The organism is Lysinibacillus sp. KU-BSD001, assembly GCF_042920265.1.
Taxonomy (GTDB): Bacteria; Bacillota; Bacilli; order Bacillales_A; family Planococcaceae; genus Lysinibacillus_B.
On the sequence record NZ_JBDQZI010000022.1, the window covers coordinates 1 to 24,424 of the forward strand.

At 37.7% G+C, this 24,424-nt stretch carries 20 protein-coding genes; 5 read left to right on the forward strand and 15 right to left on the reverse strand.

Annotated elements, in window-relative coordinates; all coding sequences use genetic code 11:
• Positions 1-149 precede the first annotated feature (149 nt).
• The 8 genes from AAGS61_RS19695 to AAGS61_RS19730 all read right to left on the reverse strand — a co-directional run bounded on the left by AAGS61_RS19695 (position 150) and on the right by AAGS61_RS19730 (position 12,479).
• Positions 150-1,550 (reverse strand): TrkH family potassium uptake protein, encoded by a 1,401-nt coding sequence (locus AAGS61_RS19695; protein ID WP_391376044.1) that lies wholly within the window; start codon positions 1,548-1,550, stop codon positions 150-152.
• Between the two features lie 58 nt (positions 1,551-1,608).
• The gene (locus AAGS61_RS19700) at positions 1,609-2,364 is read right to left on the reverse strand and encodes a TerC family protein (protein ID WP_391376047.1); all 756 of its coding nucleotides are present in this window, start codon (positions 2,362-2,364) and stop codon (positions 1,609-1,611) included.
• Between the two features lie 295 nt (positions 2,365-2,659).
• Positions 2,660-3,745, reverse strand: a complete 1,086-nt coding sequence (locus tag AAGS61_RS19705; RefSeq protein WP_391376049.1) for an SDR family oxidoreductase — start codon at positions 3,743-3,745, stop codon at positions 2,660-2,662.
• A 25-nt stretch (positions 3,746-3,770) separates the two neighbouring features.
• On the reverse strand, positions 3,771-6,827 hold the full coding sequence (locus tag AAGS61_RS19710) for an efflux RND transporter permease subunit (RefSeq protein WP_391376052.1): 3,057 nt from the start codon (positions 6,825-6,827) through the stop codon (positions 3,771-3,773).
• Between the two features lie 755 nt (positions 6,828-7,582).
• Positions 7,583-9,154, reverse strand: coding sequence for a peptide chain release factor 3 (locus tag AAGS61_RS19715; RefSeq protein WP_391376055.1), 1,572 nt, complete (start codon positions 9,152-9,154; stop codon positions 7,583-7,585).
• Positions 9,155-9,267: 113 nt separating this feature from the next.
• Positions 9,268-9,840, reverse strand: a complete 573-nt coding sequence (locus AAGS61_RS19720; protein ID WP_391376058.1) for a VanZ family protein — start codon at positions 9,838-9,840, stop codon at positions 9,268-9,270.
• Between the two features lie 102 nt (positions 9,841-9,942).
• Positions 9,943-11,415 (reverse strand): UDP-N-acetylmuramoyl-L-alanyl-D-glutamate--2,6-diaminopimelate ligase, encoded by a 1,473-nt coding sequence (locus AAGS61_RS19725; RefSeq protein ID WP_391376061.1) that lies wholly within the window; start codon positions 11,413-11,415, stop codon positions 9,943-9,945.
• 2 nt (positions 11,416-11,417) lie between these two features.
• A complete protein-coding gene (locus AAGS61_RS19730; RefSeq protein WP_391376064.1) occupies positions 11,418-12,479 on the reverse strand; it encodes a M42 family metallopeptidase in 1,062 nt (353 codons plus the stop codon).
• A 102-nt stretch (positions 12,480-12,581) separates the two neighbouring features.
• Here AAGS61_RS19730 and AAGS61_RS19735 point away from each other — a divergent pair, with 102 nt between their 5' ends.
• A complete protein-coding gene (locus AAGS61_RS19735; protein WP_391376067.1) occupies positions 12,582-14,153 on the forward strand; it encodes an ATP-binding protein in 1,572 nt (523 codons plus the stop codon).
• Between the two features lie 129 nt (positions 14,154-14,282).
• On the opposite strand, the gene AAGS61_RS19740 is transcribed toward AAGS61_RS19735, so the two are convergent.
• Positions 14,283-14,735, reverse strand: a complete 453-nt coding sequence (locus AAGS61_RS19740) for a nucleoside deaminase (protein WP_391376070.1) — start codon at positions 14,733-14,735, stop codon at positions 14,283-14,285.
• Positions 14,736-15,082: 347 nt separating this feature from the next.
• Here AAGS61_RS19740 and ahpC point away from each other — a divergent pair, with 347 nt between their 5' ends.
• Together ahpC and ahpF are read left to right on the forward strand one after the other, a co-directional pair.
• A complete protein-coding gene (gene ahpC / locus AAGS61_RS19745) occupies positions 15,083-15,646 on the forward strand; it encodes an alkyl hydroperoxide reductase subunit C (RefSeq protein ID WP_391376073.1) in 564 nt (187 codons plus the stop codon).
• Between the two features lie 14 nt (positions 15,647-15,660).
• Entirely contained in the window at positions 15,661-17,190 is a 1,530-nt protein-coding gene (ahpF, locus tag AAGS61_RS19750) for an alkyl hydroperoxide reductase subunit F (protein ID WP_391376076.1), read from the forward strand.
• Between the two features lie 169 nt (positions 17,191-17,359).
• On the opposite strand, the gene AAGS61_RS19755 is transcribed toward ahpF, so the two are convergent.
• Positions 17,360-18,748: an aldehyde dehydrogenase gene (locus AAGS61_RS19755; protein WP_391376079.1), complete on the reverse strand. Its 1,389-nt coding sequence runs from the start codon at positions 18,746-18,748 to the stop codon at positions 17,360-17,362.
• A gap of 266 nt (positions 18,749-19,014) precedes the next feature.
• Here AAGS61_RS19755 and AAGS61_RS19760 point away from each other — a divergent pair, with 266 nt between their 5' ends.
• Entirely contained in the window at positions 19,015-19,167 is a 153-nt protein-coding gene (locus AAGS61_RS19760; RefSeq protein WP_391376082.1) for a hypothetical protein, read from the forward strand.
• A gap of 126 nt (positions 19,168-19,293) precedes the next feature.
• The gene (locus AAGS61_RS19765) at positions 19,294-19,797 is read left to right on the forward strand and encodes a hypothetical protein (protein WP_391376085.1); all 504 of its coding nucleotides are present in this window, start codon (positions 19,294-19,296) and stop codon (positions 19,795-19,797) included.
• Between the two features lie 85 nt (positions 19,798-19,882).
• Here the strand turns inward: AAGS61_RS19765 and corA are convergent, their stop codons facing one another.
• From corA to AAGS61_RS19790, 5 genes are all read right to left on the reverse strand, one after another.
• Positions 19,883-20,839, reverse strand: a complete 957-nt coding sequence (gene corA, locus AAGS61_RS19770; protein ID WP_391376087.1) for a magnesium/cobalt transporter CorA — start codon at positions 20,837-20,839, stop codon at positions 19,883-19,885.
• 231 nt (positions 20,840-21,070) lie between these two features.
• Complete coding sequence (locus tag AAGS61_RS19775; protein WP_391376090.1) at positions 21,071-21,646, reverse strand: RloB family protein; 576 nt, start codon at positions 21,644-21,646, stop codon at positions 21,071-21,073.
• On the reverse strand, positions 21,643-22,920 hold the full coding sequence (locus tag AAGS61_RS19780; protein ID WP_391376093.1) for an AAA family ATPase: 1,278 nt from the start codon (positions 22,918-22,920) through the stop codon (positions 21,643-21,645). The genes AAGS61_RS19775 and AAGS61_RS19780 overlap by 4 nt, the downstream gene beginning before the upstream one ends.
• Before the next feature lie 105 nt (positions 22,921-23,025).
• A complete protein-coding gene (locus tag AAGS61_RS19785) occupies positions 23,026-23,553 on the reverse strand; it encodes a YceI family protein (protein ID WP_391376096.1) in 528 nt (175 codons plus the stop codon).
• A gap of 217 nt (positions 23,554-23,770) precedes the next feature.
• Positions 23,771-24,385 carry a thermonuclease family protein gene (locus tag AAGS61_RS19790; protein WP_391376099.1) on the reverse strand — a complete coding sequence of 205 codons (615 nt, stop codon included), beginning with the start codon at positions 24,383-24,385 and terminating at the stop codon, positions 23,771-23,773.
• Positions 24,386-24,424: the final 39 nt, after the last annotated feature.

Sequence of the window (24,424 nt, forward strand, 5' to 3'; positions counted from 1 at the left end):
AGAATACTCGAAGAGTACTTTTACTTAAAATAAGACTATAAAATACCCCTAAAAATATTAAAAATACAAAAGGCCTTCAGAATGAGACCATTCTGAAGGCCTTTTGTCGACAATCTGAAAGGAGGAAGTCTAAAAACTTCCTCCTTTTTTTATCCAATAATGACACGTTCTTTAGGGTAACGGTAAAGAATTTTTTTCGATTTTCCGCCTAATGTATATAGGAAGGAAATTAACCCAACACGTCCGATAAACATTAAGGCGATTATGACACATTTTCCAAACAATGATAAATCACTTGTGATGCCTAAACTCATGCCGCACGTTCCGAAAGCAGAAGTAATTTCAAAAATAATTTGTATTAATGTAGCCTGTGGTTCCGTAATGAGTAAAATCATCGTCGCGATCAGTACCATAAATAACGCCAGTAAAATGACGACAAACGAGCGGAACACATCGATTAAATAAACTTCTCGTCCAAATATTTGAATTTCATCCCGTCCATTTGCATACGTCAATAAAAATAAGATGACAATTGCAAATGTTGTCGTACGAATCCCACCACCTACCGAACTCGGTGAAGCTCCAATAAACATGAGAAAACTCATAAAAATATCTGTTGCCTCATTAAATGTCGTAACATCATAGGTCGTTAAGCCGGCAGAACGTGTAGAAACAGAGTGAAACATTGCCGAAAATAATGCTTCATGCCATTTCATCCCTGCAAAGGAATGAAACATCTCAATTACTAAAATACCAAACGTGCCAACAATAAATAATACAGCGTACGTAGTTGTTGTAATTTTTATAAATAAACTAAAACGAAACCCTTTTTTTCGACGTAATAAAAAAGTTTTCACTTCAATTAATACTGGGAAGCCAATTGCTCCAAGGACAATTAATAACATTGTAACAAACTGCACAAAATAATCTAAATGATATGGCTGTAAACTCATGCCGGTAATATCAAACCCACCGTTTGTCGTAGCAGAAATGGCCGCAAATACCCCATGAAAAATTGAATCTTCCCACGTAGCAAAATACCTTTTAAAATGAATGGATAATACAAGTGCACCAAATGCTTCGATCACAAATAATATTTTTGCAATTTCTTTAATGAGTTGCACAACACCAGCAATGCTTGGCTGATTATGGTCAATCATTATTAACTGTCGCTCGCGCATCCCAATTTTTTTACCGACTAAAAGCCAAACAAACGTTCCAAGTGACATGATGCCAATCGCACCAAATTGCAAAATAATGAGCAGCATGATTAAACCAAAATCAGTATACGTTTTTGATACATCAAATACAGTTAGCCCTGTGACGCTTACTGCACTCACCGCTGTAAATAATGTATCAATGAACGAAACTTCTACTCCAGGTTGATGTACCCATGGCAAGCGAAGTAACCCGACTGAAACGGCTATAGCAATAAAATAATATGAAACGAGTAGTTGAAAGGGGGTAATCCTAATTTCTCTACTCATTCTTTTTCGATTTGGCATACTTCGCCCTCCTGATATAAAAACATCTATAGCGAAATTTACCATAAAAATAAAAGAAGCGCTATAGATGTATCCCTTCTATAGCACTTCTTTCTAAGTCTTATTATGCTTCTTTTTTCTTTTTGGCTACGCCTGTTACGTAACCACCGATTGCGATACTCAGTAAGACAACCCAGAAAATAATTTTCCATGTTGTGGAATGTGGGAAGTGCGGGTCAATAATTGCTAATTTCTCATGACCAAGCGCTAGCACTGCCAGTTTTACCCCTACCCAACCAACGATTAAAAATGCGGCTGTTTCAAGTGATGGGTAGTCTGCTAACACTTTAACGAACCATTGTGCAGCAAATCGCATAATAATTAGACCAACGAAACCACCAAGGAACATAACGGCAAATGGACCTGCATTAATACCACCAATGTCGAAATCACCAATATGCGGTAATGTGATCGCAATTGCAACGGCTGCTAGCATTGAGTCAATCGCGAACGCAATATCAGCAAGCTCTACTTTCAAGACAGTCATCCAGAAGCCAGAGCCTTTCCCTTCTTTCATTTCTTCTTCTTCATCTTTTTTGAAATGATTATCATACAAGTGTTTAATCGAAATAAATAATAGGTACGCGGCACCGATTGCTTGGATTTGCCAATACTTCGCTAAAATCGTAATTAAGAATAACGCAATAAATCGGAAGACAAACGCCCCGAATAACCCATAAAATAGCGCTTTTTTCTGTTGTTCACGTGGTAAATGTTTCACCATTACCGCCATAACAACAGCGTTATCTGCTGCTAATAACCCTTCTAAAAATACGAGTACGAGTAAGACCCATGCATACTCCAACAATATTGTTTCCATAAACAATAATTCCTCCTTTTTGTTTGTATACCCATTTTCCTGAAAATTCAACAACGTATCCTTGAACAATCCACATTTGGAAGCAAAAGAAAAAGACCAATGCCTAAAAAATAGGCAAAGGTCTTGCTAAGCATATTCAATGCTATCACACCCGATGGCTCCTAACCATGTCATGACGAATGTGAAGTAAGTAGTGTGCTACTTATAGCTACTCCCCTTTGACAAACTGTCAACGGATATTCAGTTACTTTGTACGTATATTATAAACTATTTTTTGTAAAATATGCAACTATTATTATTTAATCGGTATAAATAATTGTGTGCGATGCTTATTATCTTTATAAAACCGAACCATTGTTGGAACTGTTTCAATGAAATCTGGGCATTTAATTCCTCGCTTTTGTAAAATTGACTGTGCCTCAGACGTATCAAATACTCCTTTCCACGCTAAATAATCCACTGTTTCATATTCTAAGCCAAGTCTTTTGCGGATTTTATAATTTGCTAATACTTTTTTCACCATGGAAAGCGGTAAACGACCAAACGGCCGCTTTCCTGTCATTTCTTTTACTATAGCATAATACACATCAGACACTTTATGTGGGTTTGGATCCGTTAAATGCAGTGTCTTCCCTTCCGCTTCAACTGCTGTACAAATATAGGATACAGCTTTCAAAATATAGTCCACTGGTACAACGTTAATCGTCGCCCTTTTACTTCCGATATATGGAATGAGTGGTGAAGTACTCAATGTATCAATCATATTGAACAAAAAGTATAGCCCATCAAATTTAATCGTTTCTCCCGTTTCTGAATGACCGCGAACAATGCCTGGTCGAATAATGGTTAAAGGCACTTCACATTTTAAATCTTCCACACGTAGTTCTGCTTCAAATTTTGTTTCTTCATAATGATTTTTAAAAGCAACAGGGCGTATTAACTCGTTTTCAAGCAATCGTCCATTTCGCCTTCCAGCTACATATGCCGTACTAAAGTATATATAACGCTTTAAATTTGGCAATGTTCGAACAAAGTCATTGACACATGCGGTTCCATGAACATTTACTTTCCAAGCAAGTTCACGTGCTACAGCTAAATCATGGATAGCCGCTAAATGCCAAACGATGCTAATACGCGGCGCAATACAGCCCAGTTCTGAATTATCCATTCCTAAGTTCGGTAATGTAATATCCCCTTCAAAAAGATTGATTTGACAATTTGGATATTGTGCTTTTATATTCGCTACTTCTTTTCTTGCTTTATCCATTTCACTTTGGAGCACAACAGCATAGATTTGCCTTGTCACTCCATCCATAAATAATTGACGAATTAACTGACTTGCAATAAAACCTGGGAAGCCTGTCATTAAATGTACGCCCATCCCCTTATTTCCCCCTTAAAAACCATTAAGAAGCCATTTTTCTCGTTTCGCTATCGATTAAACTGTAAATGATTGGCACAATAAACAATGTTAAAAATGTTGATGTAATTAATCCTCCAATTACAACAATAGCCATTGGTTGGTTCATCTCCGTCCCTTCACCAATACCAAGCGCAAGTGGTACAAGTCCTAGCATCGTTGTCAATGCTGTCATCAAAATAGGGCGTACGCGGTCTTGTGCGCTTACTAAAATAGCCTCATATGACCCAAGTCCTTGTGCTTTTTTCAAATTAATATAGTCCACAAGGACAATCCCATTATTTACAACAATCCCCACTAAAACGAGTATACCGATTACCGCCGTAATACCTAATAGTGTATTGGTCATCCATAAAGAAGTGGCTACACCAATTACCATAAGCGGTACACTAAACATGATGACAAACGGATATTTTAGTGATTCAAACTGTGCTGCCATGACGATATATACAAGGATAATCGCTAAGACAACAGCTAAGTACATATCATCTTTTGCACTTTCATACAGTTCACGATCCCCACTAAAAACAATAGATGTTTGAGATGGAAGATCAACTTTGTCAATCGCTGCATCGACTTTAGCTGAAATACCGCTTAATGATTCCGCATTACGATACGTAATAAAAAATGCAACAGCCGCTGCCTGATCAGAACGGCGGATGGATGTTGGACTTTTCGCAATCGTTACATCCGCAACATCTTGTAGCTCTACAAAAACACCTGCTGATGTACGGAGTTTCATCTTTTTCACTGCTTCGATATCGGTTTTATACGTATCGCCAAAGCTTGTATAGACCGTTAGCACTTCACCATCATCAGCTAATATTTGTGTAGTAAATACACCGCGCATCATCGTATTCACTGTTTGCGCAATTTGTGCAGGCAGCATCCCATACTCATTTGCCGCATCACGATTCACTACCATTTGAATTTCATCTGCTGTATTTTCCAAATCTGTTGTCACTTCTAAAATTGCATCAACCTTTTCTAATTCCGCTTGAATCATTTTAACCGTTTCTTGTAAACGTAGCTCATTGGAATCCGTTACACGAAACGTCATCGTACTTGGAGACGAGCCAGAAGATGTAGATAATGAAAAATCAACCTCCCCACGACTTCCTACGATCTCTTTTACATCTTTCTCCACGACCTCTGTAAATTCAAAAATCGAACGATCACGCTCTGATAAAGGGACCAATCTTACATAAAGCTGTGCCCGATGCGAGTTTGCTGTACCGCGTGATAATGACTGCTGGTCTCCTCCAATTAAACTAATTAACACATCTACGTCCGATTCTTCTTTTATACGCGCCTCTACTTCACTCACTACTTTTTCTGTTGCTTGTAAAGATGCGCCACGTGGCAGTTCGACCTCCACTGTCACATAGCCTTCATCCGTTGCTGGAATAAATTCAGTTCCTGTCTTATAAAGAGCAAAACAGGAAGCAACAAAAACAATAAATGTAACCGTTAGCAGGAGTAAACGTTTGCTTAATGCCCACTTTAAAGCATCTCGGTAAACTTGATAAAATATTGAATTTGCACGTTGCTCATTTAAATTACCCGCTTTTGTCGTTAAAAACTTACTCGCTAACATCGGAACAACCGTTAATGCGACAGCTAAGGATGCAAATAAACTAAAAGAAATCGTTAACGCAAACTCCGTAAAAATTTGCCCAATTAAACCTGACGTAAACATAACAGGCACAAATACCGCTACAGTTGTAAGCGTAGATGCCATAATCGCAACGCCTACCTCTTTCGTACCAACGGAAGCTGCCTCCTTAGGCGACTTCCCTAGTGCAATATGCCGTTCAATATTTTCAATGACAACAATCGCGTTATCTACAAGCATCCCGATCCCAAGCGCTAGCGCTCCAAGCGTTAATACATTTAACGAAAAATCGGCAAAGTACATCAACACAAATGTCACGATAACTGAATATGGAATGGCAATGCCAACAATCAAAGGACTTTTCAACCCTCGTAAGAAGATAAATAATACAAGCATGGCAAACAGACCGCCGTAGATTAACGAAGAAGTAATATTGCTAATCGCTAACTGAATGTAATCCCCTTGATCGTATAAAATGTCTGCGTGTACGCCTGCAAATTCAGGTTTCGCTAATAATTCCTCTAGCGCTCGTTTAAATGCTTTCGATACTTCTGCTGTATTTGCGCCCGATTCTTGTAGTACAGACAGGATTACTGCACTATATTCACCTGCCCGCGTAATGGTTTCTTGTTCTTGCTCTGTCCGTTCAACGGTCGCAATATCACGAATTTTTATCGCTTCTCCTGTTAATGGATTCACCGATAACGTCAAATCAGCAATTTGTTCTGCTGATGTAAAGGTACTCAAAATACGTGTAGTCAACAGTTGCCCCTGTTCTGTATTAATTGATTCACCAGGCAAAGAAATATTATTGGCTTGAATGACTTGTACAATATCTGCCTGTGTTAAATTGCGCTCTTCTAGTGCTTGTGCATTTAGTGCAATTTGAATTTCCTCCACAATTTTCCCAGAAACATTGACACTGGCCACACCTTTTTGCCGCTGTAATTCAAGCTCTAGTTGCTCAGCAATTTTGCGAACATCGACATTCTCTTGATTGGCACGCAATGCGAGCTGAATAATCGGCACTTGTGATGGATCAAATTTAAAAAAGCTCGGCTTACCTGCCTCGTCAGGTAAACTGACCATATCAATTCGTTGTAAAACTTCCGATTGCACTTCCTTAATATCTGTCGACCAATCAAATTCGAGTACGATTAAATTCGAACTTTCTTGAGATGTCGATGTCATCTTTTGAATCCCAGGCAATGTCGCAAGGGAAGATTCTAAAGGCTTCGTTACCTTTTCATTTACTTCTGTTGGGCTTGCTCCTGGATAAGAAGTCACTACTACCCCAATAGGAGGATTCAGTTCAGGAATTAACGTAATTGGTATTTTAAAAAGCGATACCGCACCAAGTATGATGACAAGCACCATCGTCACAAATGTAAATATTGGTCGTTTTATGGAAAAGTCACTTATTTTCATGATGAAATCCTTTCTAATAACATGTTCGTTTACATATTCGCTTCTGTGGAAGTTTCTCCCTTTATTATCCCTGAAAAACTTCCTTTTATATATATTTTTTTCATATTTTCGACAAATTTCTCCTTCTATCCAGTAACTATTCGTAATGAGCAAAAATACATCCTAAAAATACCAGTACAATAGTAACAGATATTAAATTAAAGCGTAATTATAGCCTCCGCGCTTTGCCACAGCCTACACAGGAGCTAAAACAGGCGCGGCCTGTTTGGATCTCCTATTCCTGCTCCTGACGCTTACGCTTTCGTCGCAAAGAAAATCTTGGCTCCTGTGGCTATGGCGCGCTACGGCAAAAAGTGAATACTTCTCAATATACTAGAAAAACAGTTCTCTTCTCTAAAAGAAATCAATTTCTTTGTATGTGCAAGTATAATTGCACAGTCTCTACTGTAATGAATGTGAATCTTTCATTATTTTTAAGTAACCGATTTTTTATGAAACACTAGTTGCTTGTAGCGCAGGCACGAGACTCCTACGGGAAAAGCGAGACAATCAAGACCCCGCAGGAGCGAAGCATGAGCGACGAGGAGGCTTGATCTCGCCCGTGGAAAGCGAGTGTCGGAGCGGAAAGCAACGGTTACTCAAATGGTAATATATATTTATGAATTTACTCATTATGAGTAACTATTTTATTGTGTCCATTTAATCTTTCAATAAACAGTAAAAAGCCACCTCCCCATACAGGAGGCAGCGTCATTTTATAATAAGCTATATAATTTAATATGCTCGTTTTTCTCAGAGAACCAGCGCATCGCAAATTCGTTTTCGAATAGGAATACTAGTTTGTCGAAGCGATCTTTTACAAGCATGGAACGGGCAGAGTGCATGGAATCCTTTATATCGCCTTCATTTTCAATCCAGCGTGCCATTTTTGAGCCAATTGGTTCCATTTTTACTTCCACGTTATATTCATTCTTCATACGATGCTCAAATACTTCAAACTGCAGTTGCCCAACGGCCCCAAGAATAACTTCTTCTGTGTGTAATGTTTTGAAGTACTGAATGGCTCCTTCTTGTACGAGCTGCAGCACACCTTTTTGGAATTGCTTCCCTTTCATCACGTTTTTCGCTGTAACACGCATGAAAATTTCAGGTGTGAACTGTGGTAGCTTTTCAAATTGGAATGTTTTCTTCCCACCAACAACTGTATCACCGATTTGATACGTACCTGTATCATATAAACCAATAATATCGCCAGCTACTGCCTCATCTACTGTTTCACGGTCATCCGCTAAAAATTGCGTAGACTGCGTTACTTTAAATGATTTACCTGTACGAGCAAGCGTCATATTCATCCCGCGCTCGAATTTCCCTGAGACAATACGCACAAATGCAATACGGTCACGGTGTGCAGGGTTCATATTCGCTTGAATTTTAAAGATAAAACCTGAGAAATCTTTATGCTCTACTGGATCAATAAACTGCTCATCTTCTGTAATACGAGGTTGTGGTACTGGCGCAAATTTTAAATACGTATCGAGGAATGTTTGAACCCCGAAGTTTGTTAACGCAGAACCGAAGAATACAGGCGTTAACGAACCACGACGAATTTTCTCTTCTGAATATGCATTGCCTGCTTCATTTAATAATTCAATATCGTCCATCGCTTGCGTATAGTAAGACGTTACTTTCATCTCATGATCAACCGCTAATTCGCCATTGTCATCTAACGGTAAGTAACGGTCTCCTTCTTCTGTACGGAACTGCTCAATCCGCTTATTAAAGCGATCATAAATACCAAGGAATTCTTTCCCCATACCAATTGGCCAGTTCATTGGGTATGCTTGAATGCCCAGTACTTCTTCTAATTCTTCAATTAACTCTAAAGGCTCTTTCCCTTGTCGATCTAATTTATTAATAAACGTAAAGATTGGAATACCACGCATTTTACAAACTTTAAATAGCTTTAACGTTTGTGCCTCGATTCCTTTTGCTGCATCGACAACCATGACCGCACTATCTACCGCCATTAATGTACGGTACGTATCTTCCGAGAAATCTTGGTGACCAGGCGTGTCAAGGATGTTCACACGACACCCTGAATAATCAAATTGCATTACTGATGATGTAACCGAGATTCCACGCTGCTTCTCGATTTCCATCCAGTCAGACGTCGCAAACTTCCCCGTTTTCTTCCCTTTGACTGTACCAGCGTCGCGAATCGCACCACCGAATAATAACAGCTTTTCTGTAATCGTCGTTTTACCAGCATCGGGGTGACTAATGATGGCAAAAGTACGACGTGATAATATATCTTGTTCTAAGCTCATTGTTTCGTCTCCTTTTTTAGCGGATAGCAAATTAGAAAGTTGATCAATATCCGCATAAGAAAGGACATCATATCGCCAAAATAAGTCGAAATGTGCCTTTCTAACATACTTATTTATTTTAAAGAGTTGCCCATGTTGTTACAACCATTTTTATTTATTCCTGTATAAAATCTTTTTAATAGCCATTGTGTCATCACAAAGCCTAGATATATACTTGCTGCATTTAAAATCACATCATCAATATCTGTGCTGCGCCCGATAAAATATTGGGTCCCTTCAATGAATAATGGAATCGCGATGGATACAGTAATTTGCCAACCTATCTTTCTAAACGGACGCCATAAAAGCGGGAGCAACATACCAAATGGAATAAACAATAAAATATTTCCTGCAAGATTATAAAAAGCAATATGGTTCATGTATGTACCACTAACGAGTTGGTGGCCATAACTAGAAATAGTCTGAAACGGTATAAGGTTCACCGTGCGATAACCAAAAGTAGCTCGGTAATTCGGAATAATCGTCTGCGATAAAATAGCAACTGTATAAAGAACAAAGACGTATAAGATGATTTCACGCCATATGCTGAAGTTTTTTCGCCGTATATATAAAAAACGAAGCACACCATAGATCGGGGTAGCTACTATACAGTACATCACCATACTTCCGATAAAATGCTGAATCATTTCTTTCACCTACTTCCCTCTATCCAGACGCTATATTACGATAGAAAGTTACATCTGCCAGAAGTTAAAAAAGCTACCCACATAAAGGTAGCTTTCTTCAAATTAACGATTAAATTGTTCTTTTCCTGCTTCAATAGCAATTTGAGCATCTGAATGCGGATATTTCGTGTTTTCAATAATTTGATAATCTTCATGTCCTTTACCGGCGAAAATGATAATATCCCCTGGCTCTGCGACACTAACAGCATGGCGTACTGCTTCTGCACGGTCGCCAATACAAGCATAATGCTCATGTAGCATACCCTTTGCTAAATCACCTGTAATACTATCATATGGCTCATAACGTGGGTCATCCGTTGTTAGCACCACATAATCGGCAACAGATGCTTTTTCAGCCATCGTTGGCCGCTTCGTTTTATCACGTCCACCACCAGTACCAACTAAGAAAATCAACTTATTTTCTGGTTTTTTATAAGGCATTGCCGCATTGATGGCCTTTTCAATCGCATCTGGTGTATGCGCATAGTCAATAAAGAGTTGGATTGGCAAATCGGTTTCGACTTTTTCCATCCGCCCTTTTACTGGCGGTAATTTTTCAATTTGCTCTACGACTAATTCTAATGCAAACCCACGCGCATAAAACATCGCGGTTGCCGCTAACACATTATAAATATTGAATTCACCCAGTAAATGCATGGAAATTGGATATGTACCTTCTGGTGTTAACATATCAAAATGCGTCATGCCATTCTCATAGCGAATATTTTTTGCACTAAACATTGCTTCATGTTGTAAACCATATGTCCAAACAGGAAACGGTGTTAATTTGGCATATCGCTCACTCCATGGATCATCCGCATTCAATACGACCGATTTAGATTTTGATAAATCTTGTCCTAATTGAGAGAATAGTAATCCTTTTGCATTGCCGTACTCCTCCATTGTGCCATGAAAATCCAGATGATCATGCGTTAAATTGGTAAAAATGGCGACATCATAATCAACTCCAGCTAAACGCCCTAGGGATAACCCATGTGATGATACTTCCATAACCATCGCACGGCAACCTTCCATTTTGGCGCGGAAAATCATTTGCTGTGTGCTTAACACATCACTTGTTGTATTGGCTGATTCATACAATACACCGTTTAAATTAAAGCCAATCGTCCCTGATAACGCTGACTTTTCACCCATGCCGATTAAAATATTATGGATAATGCCTGTCACACTTGTCTTACCGTTTGTTCCTGTGACACCAATCATCGTAAGATCATTGGAAGGATAATCAAAAAACTTCGCAGCAAGTAAGCCTAGCGCTCGGTCTGTACTATCTACTATGACTTGTGCAACATCACCTGTTAAATGTAGCTCACGCTCTGTAACGACAATTGTCGCGCCTGCATCTACTGCCTTTTGAGCAAAATCATGGCCATCTACCGTATATCCTTTAATACAAATAAATAATGTACTTGGACCTACAGCCCGTGAGTCAATTGCCATATCTTTAATATTATTAGGCAGCCGCCCTATTACTTTCTTTTGTGGAAGTGCGCTTAAAATTTCTTCAGCGTACATAATTAATCCTCCATTTCTACCATTGGTGACATAATGTAAGCATATAGCAGCTTAGCTGTTGCTTTTAATGAATCTACATGTGTACGTTCGTATGCATGGCTTGACTCAATACCAGGGCCAAATAATGCATGACGTACATCAAACCCTGCCCGAATAGCTGCTGACGCATCCGAACCGTAATGCGGATAAATATCTAATTTATAGTCTATGTTTTGTGTCTTCGCTAAGTTGACTAAATGGCGTGTGAGCTCATAATGATAAGGACCACTTGAATCTTTTGCACAAATAGACACCGTATACTCATCACTTGCTTGTCCGTCACCAATTGCTCCCATATCAACGGCAACATATTCCACAACTTCGACTGGAATATTAGAATTGCCTCCATAGCCGATTTCCTCATTGTTGGAAATATAAAAATGCGTTGTATACGGTAATTTTAAATTATGCTCTTTTACATATTTTATCAATTCTAACAGTAGAGCTGTACTTGCTTTATCATCTAAATGACGTGATTTAATAAAACCTGTTGCCGTCTTTTCAAAGCGTACATCAAATGAGACAAAATCCCCCACTCCAATGCCTAATTCACACGTTTCTTTCGCTGACGTTGTTTTTGCATCAATACGGACTTCAATATGGTGTTCATCCCGCTTTATATCACCTGCTCCACGATACACATGGACCGTTGTTTCGTGCATTAAAATTGTACCACGAATCCGCTCACCAGTTGCAGTATGAATCGTACAGTATTCGCCCTCTACGGCGTTCCAATTAAATCCGCCAATCATCGTCAGCTTTAAGCGACCACTTGGCTTAATTTCCTTTACGATGGCACCGAGTGTGTCGACATGTGCGGTTAGTAAACGATGTTGCGCTGTATTTTCACCTGCTATTGTGACAATTAACGCCCCTTTATGGGTACGTGTATACGTCATACCTACATCGCGTAAATAATTTACTATGTCGCGCATAACTTCCGCTGTAAATCCAGATGGACTAGGAATATTGACTAATTTTTCTAGCAAATTTATTGTATCTTCCTCGTTAAATTTGTAGTTCATGTCGCTTCCCCCTCAATTTTATTTATCATATCAAAATTCATCATTTATCGACATACTTAAATCATGTATCATGAAAATATTAACTTGATTTGAGGTGCATTTATGCAGCAGCTAGAAGTTTTGCATAAGCGGAATTTATTTATCTATTATTCCATGACAATTAGCGCTTTACTATATATGATTGCACTGTTTAGTGGATGGTTTTGGGATCACTATCATTATCCTATTGTTATACTTGCCTATCTTGCGGTTTTAGGCTTTCTTTTTTTTATGAAAACATCCCCTAAATTGATGCAAATGATATTGATTAGCACTTGGAATGTTCTGACGGTATTTTTAGTTATACAAAGCCACTATGTATTTACATTTTATTTGTTTATTTTTCTTATTCTAATGGTTAGTATTTATCGCTCCATTCGGATTAACGTCATCGTTACGCTTATATGTAGTGTGCAAGTAGCAGGCATTTTGTTGTTTTTTTTCCCATCCAACCAATTTACGCTGCATGAACTCATACAAGCATATATCTTCTTCTTCTCTCTTGTTTGTATCATTAGTATTACGCAGGCAATCTGCGTTCAAAAACTATGGAAAAAACGCGAATATGCGAATATGAAACGCGAACAAGAACAAGCATCCACAGAGGCATACCTTCGTCTATTTTTTGAGCATGCAGAGGATGCCATTGCAGTATTCGATTTAAATAATCGTATTCGGGAAGTAAATCCAGCATTTGAAAAATTATACGGCTGGGTACGTGAGGAGTGCATCGGCTATACTCTTCCACTTGTACCACCTAAAAATATGGAAGCTGCTGAAAAAAGACGTATACAATTACTCAGAGGCGCACGCTTTCATTTACTTGAAACACAGGATATGAAAAAAGATGGTACGGTTTTTGATGCCCAAATTTCACTATCACCCATTTACGATAAACATGGTGAAATGATTGGTACATCCGTCATTTCACGCGATATTTCAATGATTAAAGAAAATGAACGACTAATTATCCAATCAGAAAAACTAAAGCTTGCAGGTGAATTGGCGGCCGAAGTAGCACATGAAATTCGTAACCCTATGACCGTGATTTCAGGTTTTGTGCAAATGATGAATGACGATGAGGGGTCCCCATATAAAATGTACACCGAACTGATTCAGTCGGAAATTGAACGTATTAACGTCATTGTGTCAGAATTTTTAGTACTCTCTCGCCCACAAGTGGAGACATTTCACACAATACAAATTGATGAAATTTTACAAGATATTTTACAACTGTTTTCAATTGAAATGCAAAATCGCCATATACAATACGACTTGCGATTAAATCATTGTCATACTACGATTCACGGCAATGCCAATCAAATTAAACAAGTATTTATTAATTTGATTAAAAACGCAATGGAAGCAATTGATGAAAATGGTCAACTCACTATTGAAATGTGCAATGATGAAGGAAAATTATATATCTATATGAAAGATACCGGTAGTGGAATCCCTCCCCACCTATTAGAGCGTATTTTTGAGCCATTCTATACTACGAAATCTAAAGGGACTGGCCTTGGGATGATGATTATCAATAAAATTATTCAAGACCACCAAGGCACAATTACAATTCAAAGTGAAGAAAATATCGGTACAAGCATTTTAATTAGTTTCCCAAATATCATCACATAAGTAAGGTAGATTAACTAACCAGAAGGGGATGTGCTGAAAGTTTTTACTTTCTGCACATCCCCTTCTACATTCTCAGAAAATCAACCTTAAATGAGAATGAAATTCCAAAAAAAATCCCTCTTGTTTCAATTATGCTTGCTCTTGCCAAAGCTGCATCGGATTTTTTTGCCCTTCCGTTAACTTCATTTGTTTGATTGTAAGTGTTCGTTCTTCCCTTTCCTTTTTCAACTCTCCATAAATAAACTTTGACTTCTCCAATCCTACTGTAGCTGCATCTTCTACTGACTGACAATAAAATATAGTGTCTACTCCTGCAAAGTACATCGCTGTTAAACACATGGCACAAGGTTCTCCACTAGCATACATCGTATAACCTGTTAACTGATGGGTTTGCATCTTTTCCTGCGCTCTTCTCATCGCCAGCAATTCAGCATGACCACTAACGTCATATGATTTATGTAACTCATTCACACCTTCTGCTACGATTTGGTCATCTTTCACAAGCACGGCACCAAACGGTTGTCCACCCTCCTGTACATTTTGAATCGCTAATTCTACTGCTCGTTTCATAAATTGATCCATGTTTATGCCTCCCACTATTTATTCACTATTAACTTATCTCATTATGAACGATATTTCTATGCTTATTACTGTAGTTACTGCAATTATTTATAAAAATTTCTTCAGTAATATTTGGAAGATTTATGTCTAATTTTCGACATTTTCGCCAAACCTATTGTAGTCAATGGTGCGTGAACCTTATCACTTGGGGATTCTTTCATCTATAATATGCATAATTGATGGGAATTCAGGATATGATGAGGGTTGACAAACCTAGCAGTTTTCCACCATAATTTCCACATAGGCAATAATCATTATAAAAAAGGAATTATTGCAATTACCTTATGTAATCAAGGAGGAAGTAAACAATGTCATTAATCGGTAAAGTAGTAGAACCATTTTCAGCAAAAGCCTATCAAAAAGGTGAATTCATCGACGTATCATCTGAAAACTTCAAAGGTCAATGGAGCGTAGTTTGCTTCTACCCAGCAGACTTCACATTCGTATGCCCTACGGAATTAGAAGATCTTCAAAACCAATATGCAGCATTAAAAGAGTTAGGTGTAGAAGTTTACTCAGTATCAACTGATACACACTTCACACACAAAGCTTGGCATGATTCTTCACCAGCAATCGGTAAAATCGAATATATTATGATTGGCGACCCATCTCATACAATCACTCGTACTTTTGATGTGTTAGACGAAGAATCAGGTCTTGCACAACGTGGTACATTCATCATCGACCCAGACGGTGTTGTACAAGCTGTTGAAATCAACGCTGACGGTATCGGTCGTGACGCTTCAACTTTAGTAAACAAAATTAAAGCAGCTCAATACGTACGTAACAATCCAGGCGAAGTTTGTCCAGCAAAATGGCAAGAAGGTGCTGAAACACTAAAACCAAGCCTTGACTTAGTAGGTAAAATCTAAGGAGAAGATTCCTAATGAAATTAGATGCAGAAATTAAAGCACAGTTAGCGCAATATTTAGAGCTATTAGAAGGCGATATCGTGCTAAAAGTAAGCGTGGGCTCAGACGATGTATCACGCGACATGCTTGCTTTAGTAGATGAATTAAAATCAATGTCTTCTCGTATCCAAGTGGAACAAGTATCGCTACATAGAACGCCTAGCTTTAGCGTAAACCGTGTTGACGAAGACACAGGTATCGTGTTTGCTGGTGTTCCACTAGGACATGAATTTACATCATTAGTGCTAGCACTACTACAAGTTAGTGGTCGTGCACCGAAAGTAGAGCAAAACGTCATTGATCAAATTAAAAATATCAAAGGCGAATATCGATTCGAAACATATGTGAGCTTAAGTTGTCACAACTGTCCAGATGTTGTACAAGCACTGAACATTATGAGTGTGTTAAATCCGAACATTTCACACACAATGATCGACGGCGCAGCATTTAAAGAAGAAGTGGAAAGCAAAGATATTATGGCAGTACCAACAGTCTTCTTAAATGGGGAAACCTTCGGTAGCGGACGTATGACATTAGAAGAGATTTTAGGCAAATTAGGTGGCGGTCCAGACGCTTCAGAATTTGATAACAAAGAACCTTTCGATGTACTTGTTGTAGGCGGTGGCCCAGCAGGTGCAAGTGCAGCAATTTATGCAGCACGTAAAGGGATTCGTACAGGTATTGTAGCAGAGCGCTTTGGTGGTCAAGTAAATGACACGTTAGCAATCGAAAATATTATCGGTACAAAGGCAACAGAAGGACCAAAATTTGTAGCCAACCTTGAAGAGCACGTAAAAGATTACCCAATCGATGTGATGAACTTACAACGTGCAACACGTTTAGAGAAAAAAGAGTTCATCGAAATCGAGCTTGAAAATGGGGCGGTACTGAAAAGTAAAACGGTCATTCTTTCAACAGGGGCTCGTTGGCGCAATGTAGGGGCTCCAGGTGAAGCCGAATTCAAAAACAAAGGTGTAGCGTACTGTCCACACTGTGATGGTCCTCTATTTGCAGGGAAAGATGTAGCAGTAATCGGTGGCGGTAACTCTGGTATCGAAGCAGCAATCGACCTTGCAGGGATTGTCAACCATGTAACGGTTCTTGAATTCATGCCAGAATTAAAGGCAGACCAAGTATTACAAAATCGCCTTTATAGCTTACCGAACGTAACAGTGCGAAAAAATGTACAAACGAAAGAAATTACAGGTACAGATAAAGTAGATGGTATTTCGTATATTGACCGTGAGTCTGGCGAAGAACACCATATCGATTTACAAGGTGTGTTCATTTTAATCGGTCTTGTGCCAAACACAGACTGGTTAGGTGACCAACTTGAAAAAACACGTATGGGTGAAATTGTTGTGGATAAGCACGGGGCTACAACAATCCCTGGTGTGTTCGCAGCAGGTGACTGTACAGATAGCGCTTATAAGCAAATCATCATCTCTATGGGCTCAGGTGCAACAGCTGCACTAGGCGCCTTTGATTATCTCATCCGTAACTAAAATGTGCGAAAAGAAGGGAGTGTCCGAGAAGTAATTCTGGGATACTCCCTTTGCGCCGAGGATGGTGGAAATTTTATTTCTACCACCGCAGAAGCACCGCCTGCAGCGGATATTTAACATATGAACGAAGCACTGTCCGTAAAAGTAACACTTTTCGGACAGCCCCTATTTATTTCATAATAGTACGCACTAATTTTACTTTTTGCTTATATGGTGGGAATAATAAATTATTCGCTAATTTATTGGAGCGCTTTAAGATAGACTTCGGATGCGTAAAGTTTTCAAAGCTCGCCTTTCCGTGATAAGCCTTCACACCAGAAGGACCTACCCCACCGAATGGTAAATGAACATTACCAACATGCGTGATGACATCATTAATGCAACCACCGCCAAATGGCAACTCTTCTAAAAAGTAATCAATCGCCTGCTCATTTTCAGAAAATAAATAGGCAGCAAGTGGCTTCGGTAGCTTCCTTACACAATGGATCACACGCGGTAAATCTTCATAAGCCATGATTGGCATAATGGGACCAAATAGCTCGTCCTCCATGACGGGGCTACTCCAGTCGACATTTTCAATAATCGTTGGCTCGATATATAAATCCTCGCTATCTGTTTTTCCACCAAATGTAATATTAGCCCTTTCTGCTTGTAAAATTGATTCTAAACGGCGGAACTGACGCTCGTTTACAATACGGCCAAAATCTTTACTTGTTTGTGCGTCCTGACCATAGAAGCTCATAATCGTTTTTTGCATGATTTTTACAAACTTTTTATAAACAGAGCGCTGGACAAGTACATAATCTGGGGCTACACACGTTTGCCCCGCGTTGCTAAATTTTCCCCAAGCAATCCGTTTCGCAGCGATTTCTAAATTAGCGGTTTGATCGACAATTGCAGGACTTTTACCACCAAGCTCTAAAGCAATTGGTGTGAGACGCTCTGCTGCTGCCTTTGCTACAATTTGGCCGACTGCTACACTTCCTGTAAAGAAAATGTAATCAAATGGTGCATGAATCAGTGCTGTCACTTCTTCTTTTTCACCTTCCACAACACGCACATAACGCGGCTCAAATGCTTCCTCAATTATTTTTTTCACAATTGCCGCTGTATGTACGGTGGATTCAGACGGTTTCACAATCGCTGTATTTCCACCAATAATAGCACCAATTAACGGTTCCATCACTAATTGGAATGGATAATTGAACGGCGCGATAATCAGGACAACACCGTATGGTTCACGCACAATCAAGCTTTTTCCTGGCTGGAATTGAATCGGCGTTTTCACCATTTCAGGCTTCATCCATTCCTCAATATTTTTCAGCATATACGCAATTGAATCGTACACAATGCCAATTTCTGTTGCATACGCCTCAAATTCACTCTTATGCAAATCCTGCTGTAATGCTTGTATTACATCTTGCTCATATTTTTTTATCGTTTCCTTTAATTTTAAAAGCTGATTTTTACGAAACATCACATCTTTTGTAGCACGTGTGAAATAAAAAGTACGCTGTTCATCAATCATTTGTTCAACATCTAGCTGTGTAAAACGCATAACCATCCTCCTCTTTTATAAAGCAAGAACATTATTTTATAATATTAACACTTCACTTAAACAGAGCTTCAAAAAAATTTATGCATAATCTATATTCAATCACACATATTAACGATATAGATTACATAAATAATCTATAAAATCCTTTGTGGCTTTTCAGAAATCGTAACATTTGCTTTAGCCGTTTACAAATGAACCGCTAAGGTGCCAAAAATTTTCCGAATAATAAGACATGTAGTTTTAGCGAAAAAAAGGAGGCAATTTTTATGATTATTACTGAAACATGGTGGGAAACAATTTTTTCTGGTGTACTAGCAATTGGTATTAACGAAGAAAAGATGCATCAATTAGAAGACGAATCATTCCTCTTTTATAAGGAACAATTGCCTAAAGAATACGACGATGAACATGCTATTTAACAAACTAGAGGTGACTCTGTCTTCGAGTCACCTCTTTTATGATGGCCTTTACAGCTACTGATTTGCATTTATAATTATTCCTTCGTATAATCCCAAATAGAACAACTAGAAACGTGAGGGACTATAATGTTTAGAAAATTCACGAAGCTATACATGGTTTTATTATTCTTTTTAATTATTGTTGGCGGTATCAATATTTTCATGGTAGATGAACCAAGCGATCAGCAACAAAACCAGCTGGAAAACAAAGTAACACAAACAACGCCAGGTTACTCGACGATGACCACTATTGCACAAATTTCAACTACACATCTATTGGAAAATGCCATTTTAGATATTCAAGTCACACCAACGGACGATAAAGAAGATGTATTATTACAATTACAAACATCTGAGTTTTTAACAGAAGATATGCTATTAAAAAATACGTATAATATGCTACAAGATATCCAAAAAATCGAAACAATTGATACATTCACATTCGCTTGGTATATGCTCATAAAAAGTGAAAATACAGAAGTATTAGCACTTACATTGGACCGAGAAGGATTAAATAAAGTCGTTACTACTTCTTATCAAGCGTTACCTACTATTGCCACAGACTATAAAAAGCATGAGGTATTGCAATAACATAATTCTTCCTTAACTGTTTTAGATGAAGTTTTGAATAGTGATAATTCTATTTTTCTAGCGCAACTATTCGTCCAACAAGTGATTATTGGAACCACCCCTTTCGCCTAAACCAAAGATACATCAATACGCCAATGGCCAACATTATGCCTAGAGAAAGGAAATAACCATATTTCCAAGTTAATTCAGGTATATTTTCAAAGTTCATTCCATATATTCCTGCGATAAAAGTTAAGGGAGCAAAAATAGATGTAATAATTGTTAAAACTTTCATAACATTATTCGTTTGGTGAGCATTCAATGACAAATAACTGTCTCTTATATCCGCAGTCAACTCTCGGTTGGACATAACCATTTCTGATAATTTCAGTAAGTGATCATAAATATCAGAAAAATATTCTCTTCTATTTTTAATTTCAATTAAATGATGGGAATTTAACATACGGTAAAGTAAATCCCTCATTGGGTTAACCGTGTGCCTTAAATTCAATAACATATATCTTGTATCAAATAATTGAGTCATTAAATTATTCATCGATTTATTTTGTGTATTATGTTCAATTTTGTCTAATTCATCTTCAATCTTATAAATAAGTGGGAAGTAATTGTCTACAATCTTGTCCAAAATTTGATAAAATACATAAAAAGTATCCCATTTATCTAGGTTTTTTTGAGCAAACAATCGATCCCTCACTTGGGTCACTTCGTTCGACGGTTTCCGATGAAACGTAACGACAAAATTTTCTCCAACAAAAAAATCTAATTCTTCTTTTATAATTTCTTTATTTTCCTCCCTCACAATATGTGTCACATAAAAAGTATGATTATCATAATAATCTAATTTAGGTCTTTGTAGCCTATAGACACAATCTTCAATGGCAAGGGGATGAAAATGAAAAGTATCTGCTAAATGCTGTATCTCTTCATCCGTAGGTGCATTAAAATCCACCCAAACCCACTTATAATCAGACAAATTCACATGACTTAAAGTGATTTCTTTTTCCAGCGTATTCTCATGCGTTACGCCAATAAAATTAATCATGATTTAACACCTTCTACTCATCATTTCCAGCTCCAGTAGTTGCAGAATAATAGATAATACATTGCATTGTATTGTGTCACTTATAGCTCAAAATGATGCACTACTCATTTTTTATTCTTTTTTACGGTAGCTTTTTAAAATGTCATCCCTCTAACCAAAACAACTCGCGCTAAAATAGCGCGAGTTATTGTCCTTCTTATGTGAACTTTCTTGAAAACATATGCTTTATTCCTAAAAAACGATTTGAATCATTTCATGCACATTACAGTACGGATTATCACGGCTATCCGAATCACGTAGCTTCATCATTTCCATACAATTCCTTACGGCAACTTCGTGACGTAGCGCGATGGGTGCAATGACTTCAGCGTTTCCTTTATTTCGTATGTAGCGTGTAACACCAAGATATTCCTCCATTTTTTCATTCAGTAACGCACGAGGATATACTTGGCTCACATCAATTTGTTCAAAATGTAAAAGTAGCCACAGTTCAAATGCTTCATTTGTATAAGCAATATTAATATTGTGTTGTATACAAAATGCATTAACCTCTTCTAATTGCCACTCTGTTAAATCATCTTTATCAAATACAATCCATACCTCATCAAATGGTTGATAGCTCGAATCACGGTATGCATGCTGTGCCAGCTTAATAGCAGAACGTTTTACATTTTTTATTTTGACACTCACCATTTTTGACCGCTTTAATATTTTCATTTGCTCGAAGTAAATACGTTCCGTTTCCCCTTCACAATAAATGAGTATTGTCTTGCGTAAAGCAAGCCTCCCTCTTTCTCTTGTTCTCATTGTTCTTCCTCTCTTAAATATTGTTTTGATAAGTATTCATTAATAACCGGTGTCGCACCGAACTCCCCTTTTAAATAACGCTTCGCATATGAAATATCCGCGCGCTTTTTATGTAAATCTGCAAAATCAAATAGCGAATACAGCTCTGATTCATTTTTAAAGCTTTTATTCACAAACCAAATTTGATCTGAACGAAGCGGCTGATCCAGTAAATCAATTTCGTGGCTCGTCACGATAAACTGGTTACTGACATTTCGTTCACTATTCATAATAGCCATTAAAAATTCACAAATGGAGACGTGGAAGGCGGTATCAAACTCATCAATGAAAATGGTTTTGCCTTTATTATGGGCATCTACCATTACACTTGCTAAATACAGCATGCGAATCGTCCCTTTAGAGTCCATAGTCCAATTAATCGTCTTGGTGCCAATCGGCGTTCCCTTATCATCATATGATAAATAATGGAGATCAATATCTATTTCTTGAATAATTGCATCTGCGATATCAAAATCATGTAAAATCGTATTTTTCTCTTTTCTTTCCACACGACGCGCCGTTAAATCCTGAATGGAGAAGTCTGCAATTTTTAAGAGCTTGAGTACTTCTTGCTTAAACGTTTCATCCTCTAACTTACGAAGAAGCGGATGACTCGATAAACGATGCGATTCATCTAAAAAAATAATTTTGTTGAGGAACCAATCAAAAATTTTCGCTGCTTGCGGATCGTTAAAAACATTTAAAAGTGATAAAAATGCCGTATTTGGACGTGTATAATTTTTTAACTCTGCATGCTTTTTCTTTGAAAACGTATATTCATATTCCTTCGTTTCTTCATTATATGTACGTATAAAAAAATGCTTCGTCGATAACTTCATTATTTTTGAAAAACGTTCAAATAAAATCTTGTCCGCACAATAATGAACTTCATATTCAAAAAATTCCCCATCTAATAAGAGTCCAATTAAAAACTCCGTTGGCTCCCCGTTGTTCTCACTAAGTTGAAACGGCTGATACGGTAATTTCATTTGAGTGACATTATTTAAACTCTCAAAATTAAATAACAGTGAACGAAGCACTTTAATGGCAGTAAATAAATTAGATTTACCACTGCCATTTGGACCAAAAATAAATGCACTTTTCACCATATTTAATTTATGATGTGCTATCGTATGCGATGCTTTTAATTTGCGTATACGGCTACCTGCTACCATGGAAAATACTGTTTCTTCTTTATAAGATAAACAGTTTTTCACTTTAAAATCTACTAGCAAAAAACTCCCTCATTTCTAAAACGATTATCGCTATTATAGCAAATTCAGACAAAAAAAGTCAGGAACCCCAAACGAATGGAATTCCTGTTGTTTGCATTTGTTTAGCTATTGGACACGGTTTAATTCTAACTCTACAATAATTTTTATCTCTTTCCCTACAAGCACACCGCCTGTTTCAAGTGCAGCATTCCATGTTAAGCCAAATTCTTCACGATTAATTTTTGCTTCTGCCTCAAAGCCGTATACTTCTTGCCCCCAAGGATTTGTACCTTTACCGTTAAATTCTGTATGGAATGTTACTTGCTTTGTGACACCTTTAATGGTTAAGTTCCCTGCTACTTCATAACAATCACTAGATTTTGTAATGTTTGTTGATTGAAACTGAATTGTTGGATACTGTGCTACATCAAAGAAATCAGCTGATTTCAAGTGATTGTCACGATCTTCACTTTTTGTGTTGATACTTGCCACATCAAACTCAAATGAAATATTTGCATCTGTTAAATCAGCTAAATCCGTTGCTTCTACCTCGGCTGTATACGAATCAAAGCCGCCTTTTACTTTTGATACCATCATATGTTTCACTTGGAAGCCGATGTGGGAATGTGATTGGTCTACTATATACTTTGTCATAAAAAATTCCTCCTCATTTTATCTCGAATTCGAGATATAGTATAAAAATATATACGATCAAAACGTCCCATTTATGACTAATGATGAAACATTTTGTTCGTACGCGTAAGTTTTCACTTACTATTTGTAACTTAGTTTATAATAGTAATTCATTTACGTCAAGTCATAAATTAAAAATGCATATTCAAATAGTTGAATATGCATACTTATAAGCTATTTACTTATTAACTGCTTCTGGATGAAACCCGTCCTTTTGGAAGTAATTGTCGTATGACCAGATGTTGATATCTTGTTGCTCTGCATCTGCTTGCATGTCTCGGAATTGTTGTTCTAATGAGTTGTTTGGCTTATTTACGTAGCGAACAGCTGCATACCCTTCTTTTAATAACGCTTCTTGCAACATCACACCATCTACATAAATATAAGCGAGTAATCGGTCATAATGGTCTGTCTCGGGCCCTTTATCAAATAATAGCTGCACAGATTCAGCATTTTCTAGTAAGTTGATTGTAAATTCTTTCGCCTCTTCGGCAAATGGCATGGGATCCCCTTTATCATAATTCATCTCCGGTGTATCAATCATTAATAAACGAACTCGCTTCTTTTCACCGTTCATATTCACACTAATTGTATCACCATCATTCGCCGATACATAGTCAACAGCAAGGGGCGTGTTGCCAGTGATTTGCTCTGCCTGTTCTAATGGAATAAGTACAGAACTTTGTATATCTTCTACTTTTTCTGGTGGTTTATCACCAAAAATCATATAAAGTGCTAGCGCTACTAAAACCGTACCACTTGTAATCAATGTTTTTATATCTTGTAGTTTCATCTCAACTTCTCCTTGTTTCGATCATCTCCAGTAATTATC

Coding starts and splice junctions, on each gene's coding strand:
- AAGS61_RS19710 (WP_391376052.1), bottom strand. CDS start 6,827: ATGAAAATAAGTGACTTTTCCATAAAACGACCAATATTTACATTTGTG.
- ahpF (WP_391376076.1), top strand. CDS start 15,661: ATGAAATTAGATGCAGAAATTAAAGCACAGTTAGCGCAATATTTAGAG.
- AAGS61_RS19715 (WP_391376055.1), bottom strand. CDS start 9,154: ATGAGCTTAGAACAAGATATATTATCACGTCGTACTTTTGCCATCATT.
- AAGS61_RS19775 (WP_391376090.1), bottom strand. CDS start 21,646: ATGAGAACAAGAGAAAGAGGGAGGCTTGCTTTACGCAAGACAATACTC.
- AAGS61_RS19755 (WP_391376079.1), bottom strand. CDS start 18,748: ATGCGTTTTACACAGCTAGATGTTGAACAAATGATTGATGAACAGCGT.
- AAGS61_RS19720 (WP_391376058.1), bottom strand. CDS start 9,840: ATGATTCAGCATTTTATCGGAAGTATGGTGATGTACTGTATAGTAGCT.
- AAGS61_RS19735 (WP_391376067.1), top strand. CDS start 12,582: ATGCAGCAGCTAGAAGTTTTGCATAAGCGGAATTTATTTATCTATTAT.
- AAGS61_RS19760 (WP_391376082.1), top strand. CDS start 19,015: ATGATTATTACTGAAACATGGTGGGAAACAATTTTTTCTGGTGTACTA.
- AAGS61_RS19740 (WP_391376070.1), bottom strand. CDS start 14,735: ATGGATCAATTTATGAAACGAGCAGTAGAATTAGCGATTCAAAATGTA.
- AAGS61_RS19725 (WP_391376061.1), bottom strand. CDS start 11,415: ATGTACGCTGAAGAAATTTTAAGCGCACTTCCACAAAAGAAAGTAATA.
- AAGS61_RS19765 (WP_391376085.1), top strand. CDS start 19,294: ATGTTTAGAAAATTCACGAAGCTATACATGGTTTTATTATTCTTTTTA.
- AAGS61_RS19785 (WP_391376096.1), bottom strand. CDS start 23,553: ATGACAAAGTATATAGTAGACCAATCACATTCCCACATCGGCTTCCAA.
- AAGS61_RS19695 (WP_391376044.1), bottom strand. CDS start 1,550: ATGGTAAATTTCGCTATAGATGTTTTTATATCAGGAGGGCGAAGTATG.
- corA (WP_391376087.1), bottom strand. CDS start 20,839: ATGATTAATTTTATTGGCGTAACGCATGAGAATACGCTGGAAAAAGAA.
- ahpC (WP_391376073.1), top strand. CDS start 15,083: ATGTCATTAATCGGTAAAGTAGTAGAACCATTTTCAGCAAAAGCCTAT.
- AAGS61_RS19700 (WP_391376047.1), bottom strand. CDS start 2,364: ATGGAAACAATATTGTTGGAGTATGCATGGGTCTTACTCGTACTCGTA.
- AAGS61_RS19790 (WP_391376099.1), bottom strand. CDS start 24,385: ATGAAACTACAAGATATAAAAACATTGATTACAAGTGGTACGGTTTTA.
- AAGS61_RS19705 (WP_391376049.1), bottom strand. CDS start 3,745: ATGGGCGTACATTTAATGACAGGCTTCCCAGGTTTTATTGCAAGTCAG.
- AAGS61_RS19730 (WP_391376064.1), bottom strand. CDS start 12,479: ATGAACTACAAATTTAACGAGGAAGATACAATAAATTTGCTAGAAAAA.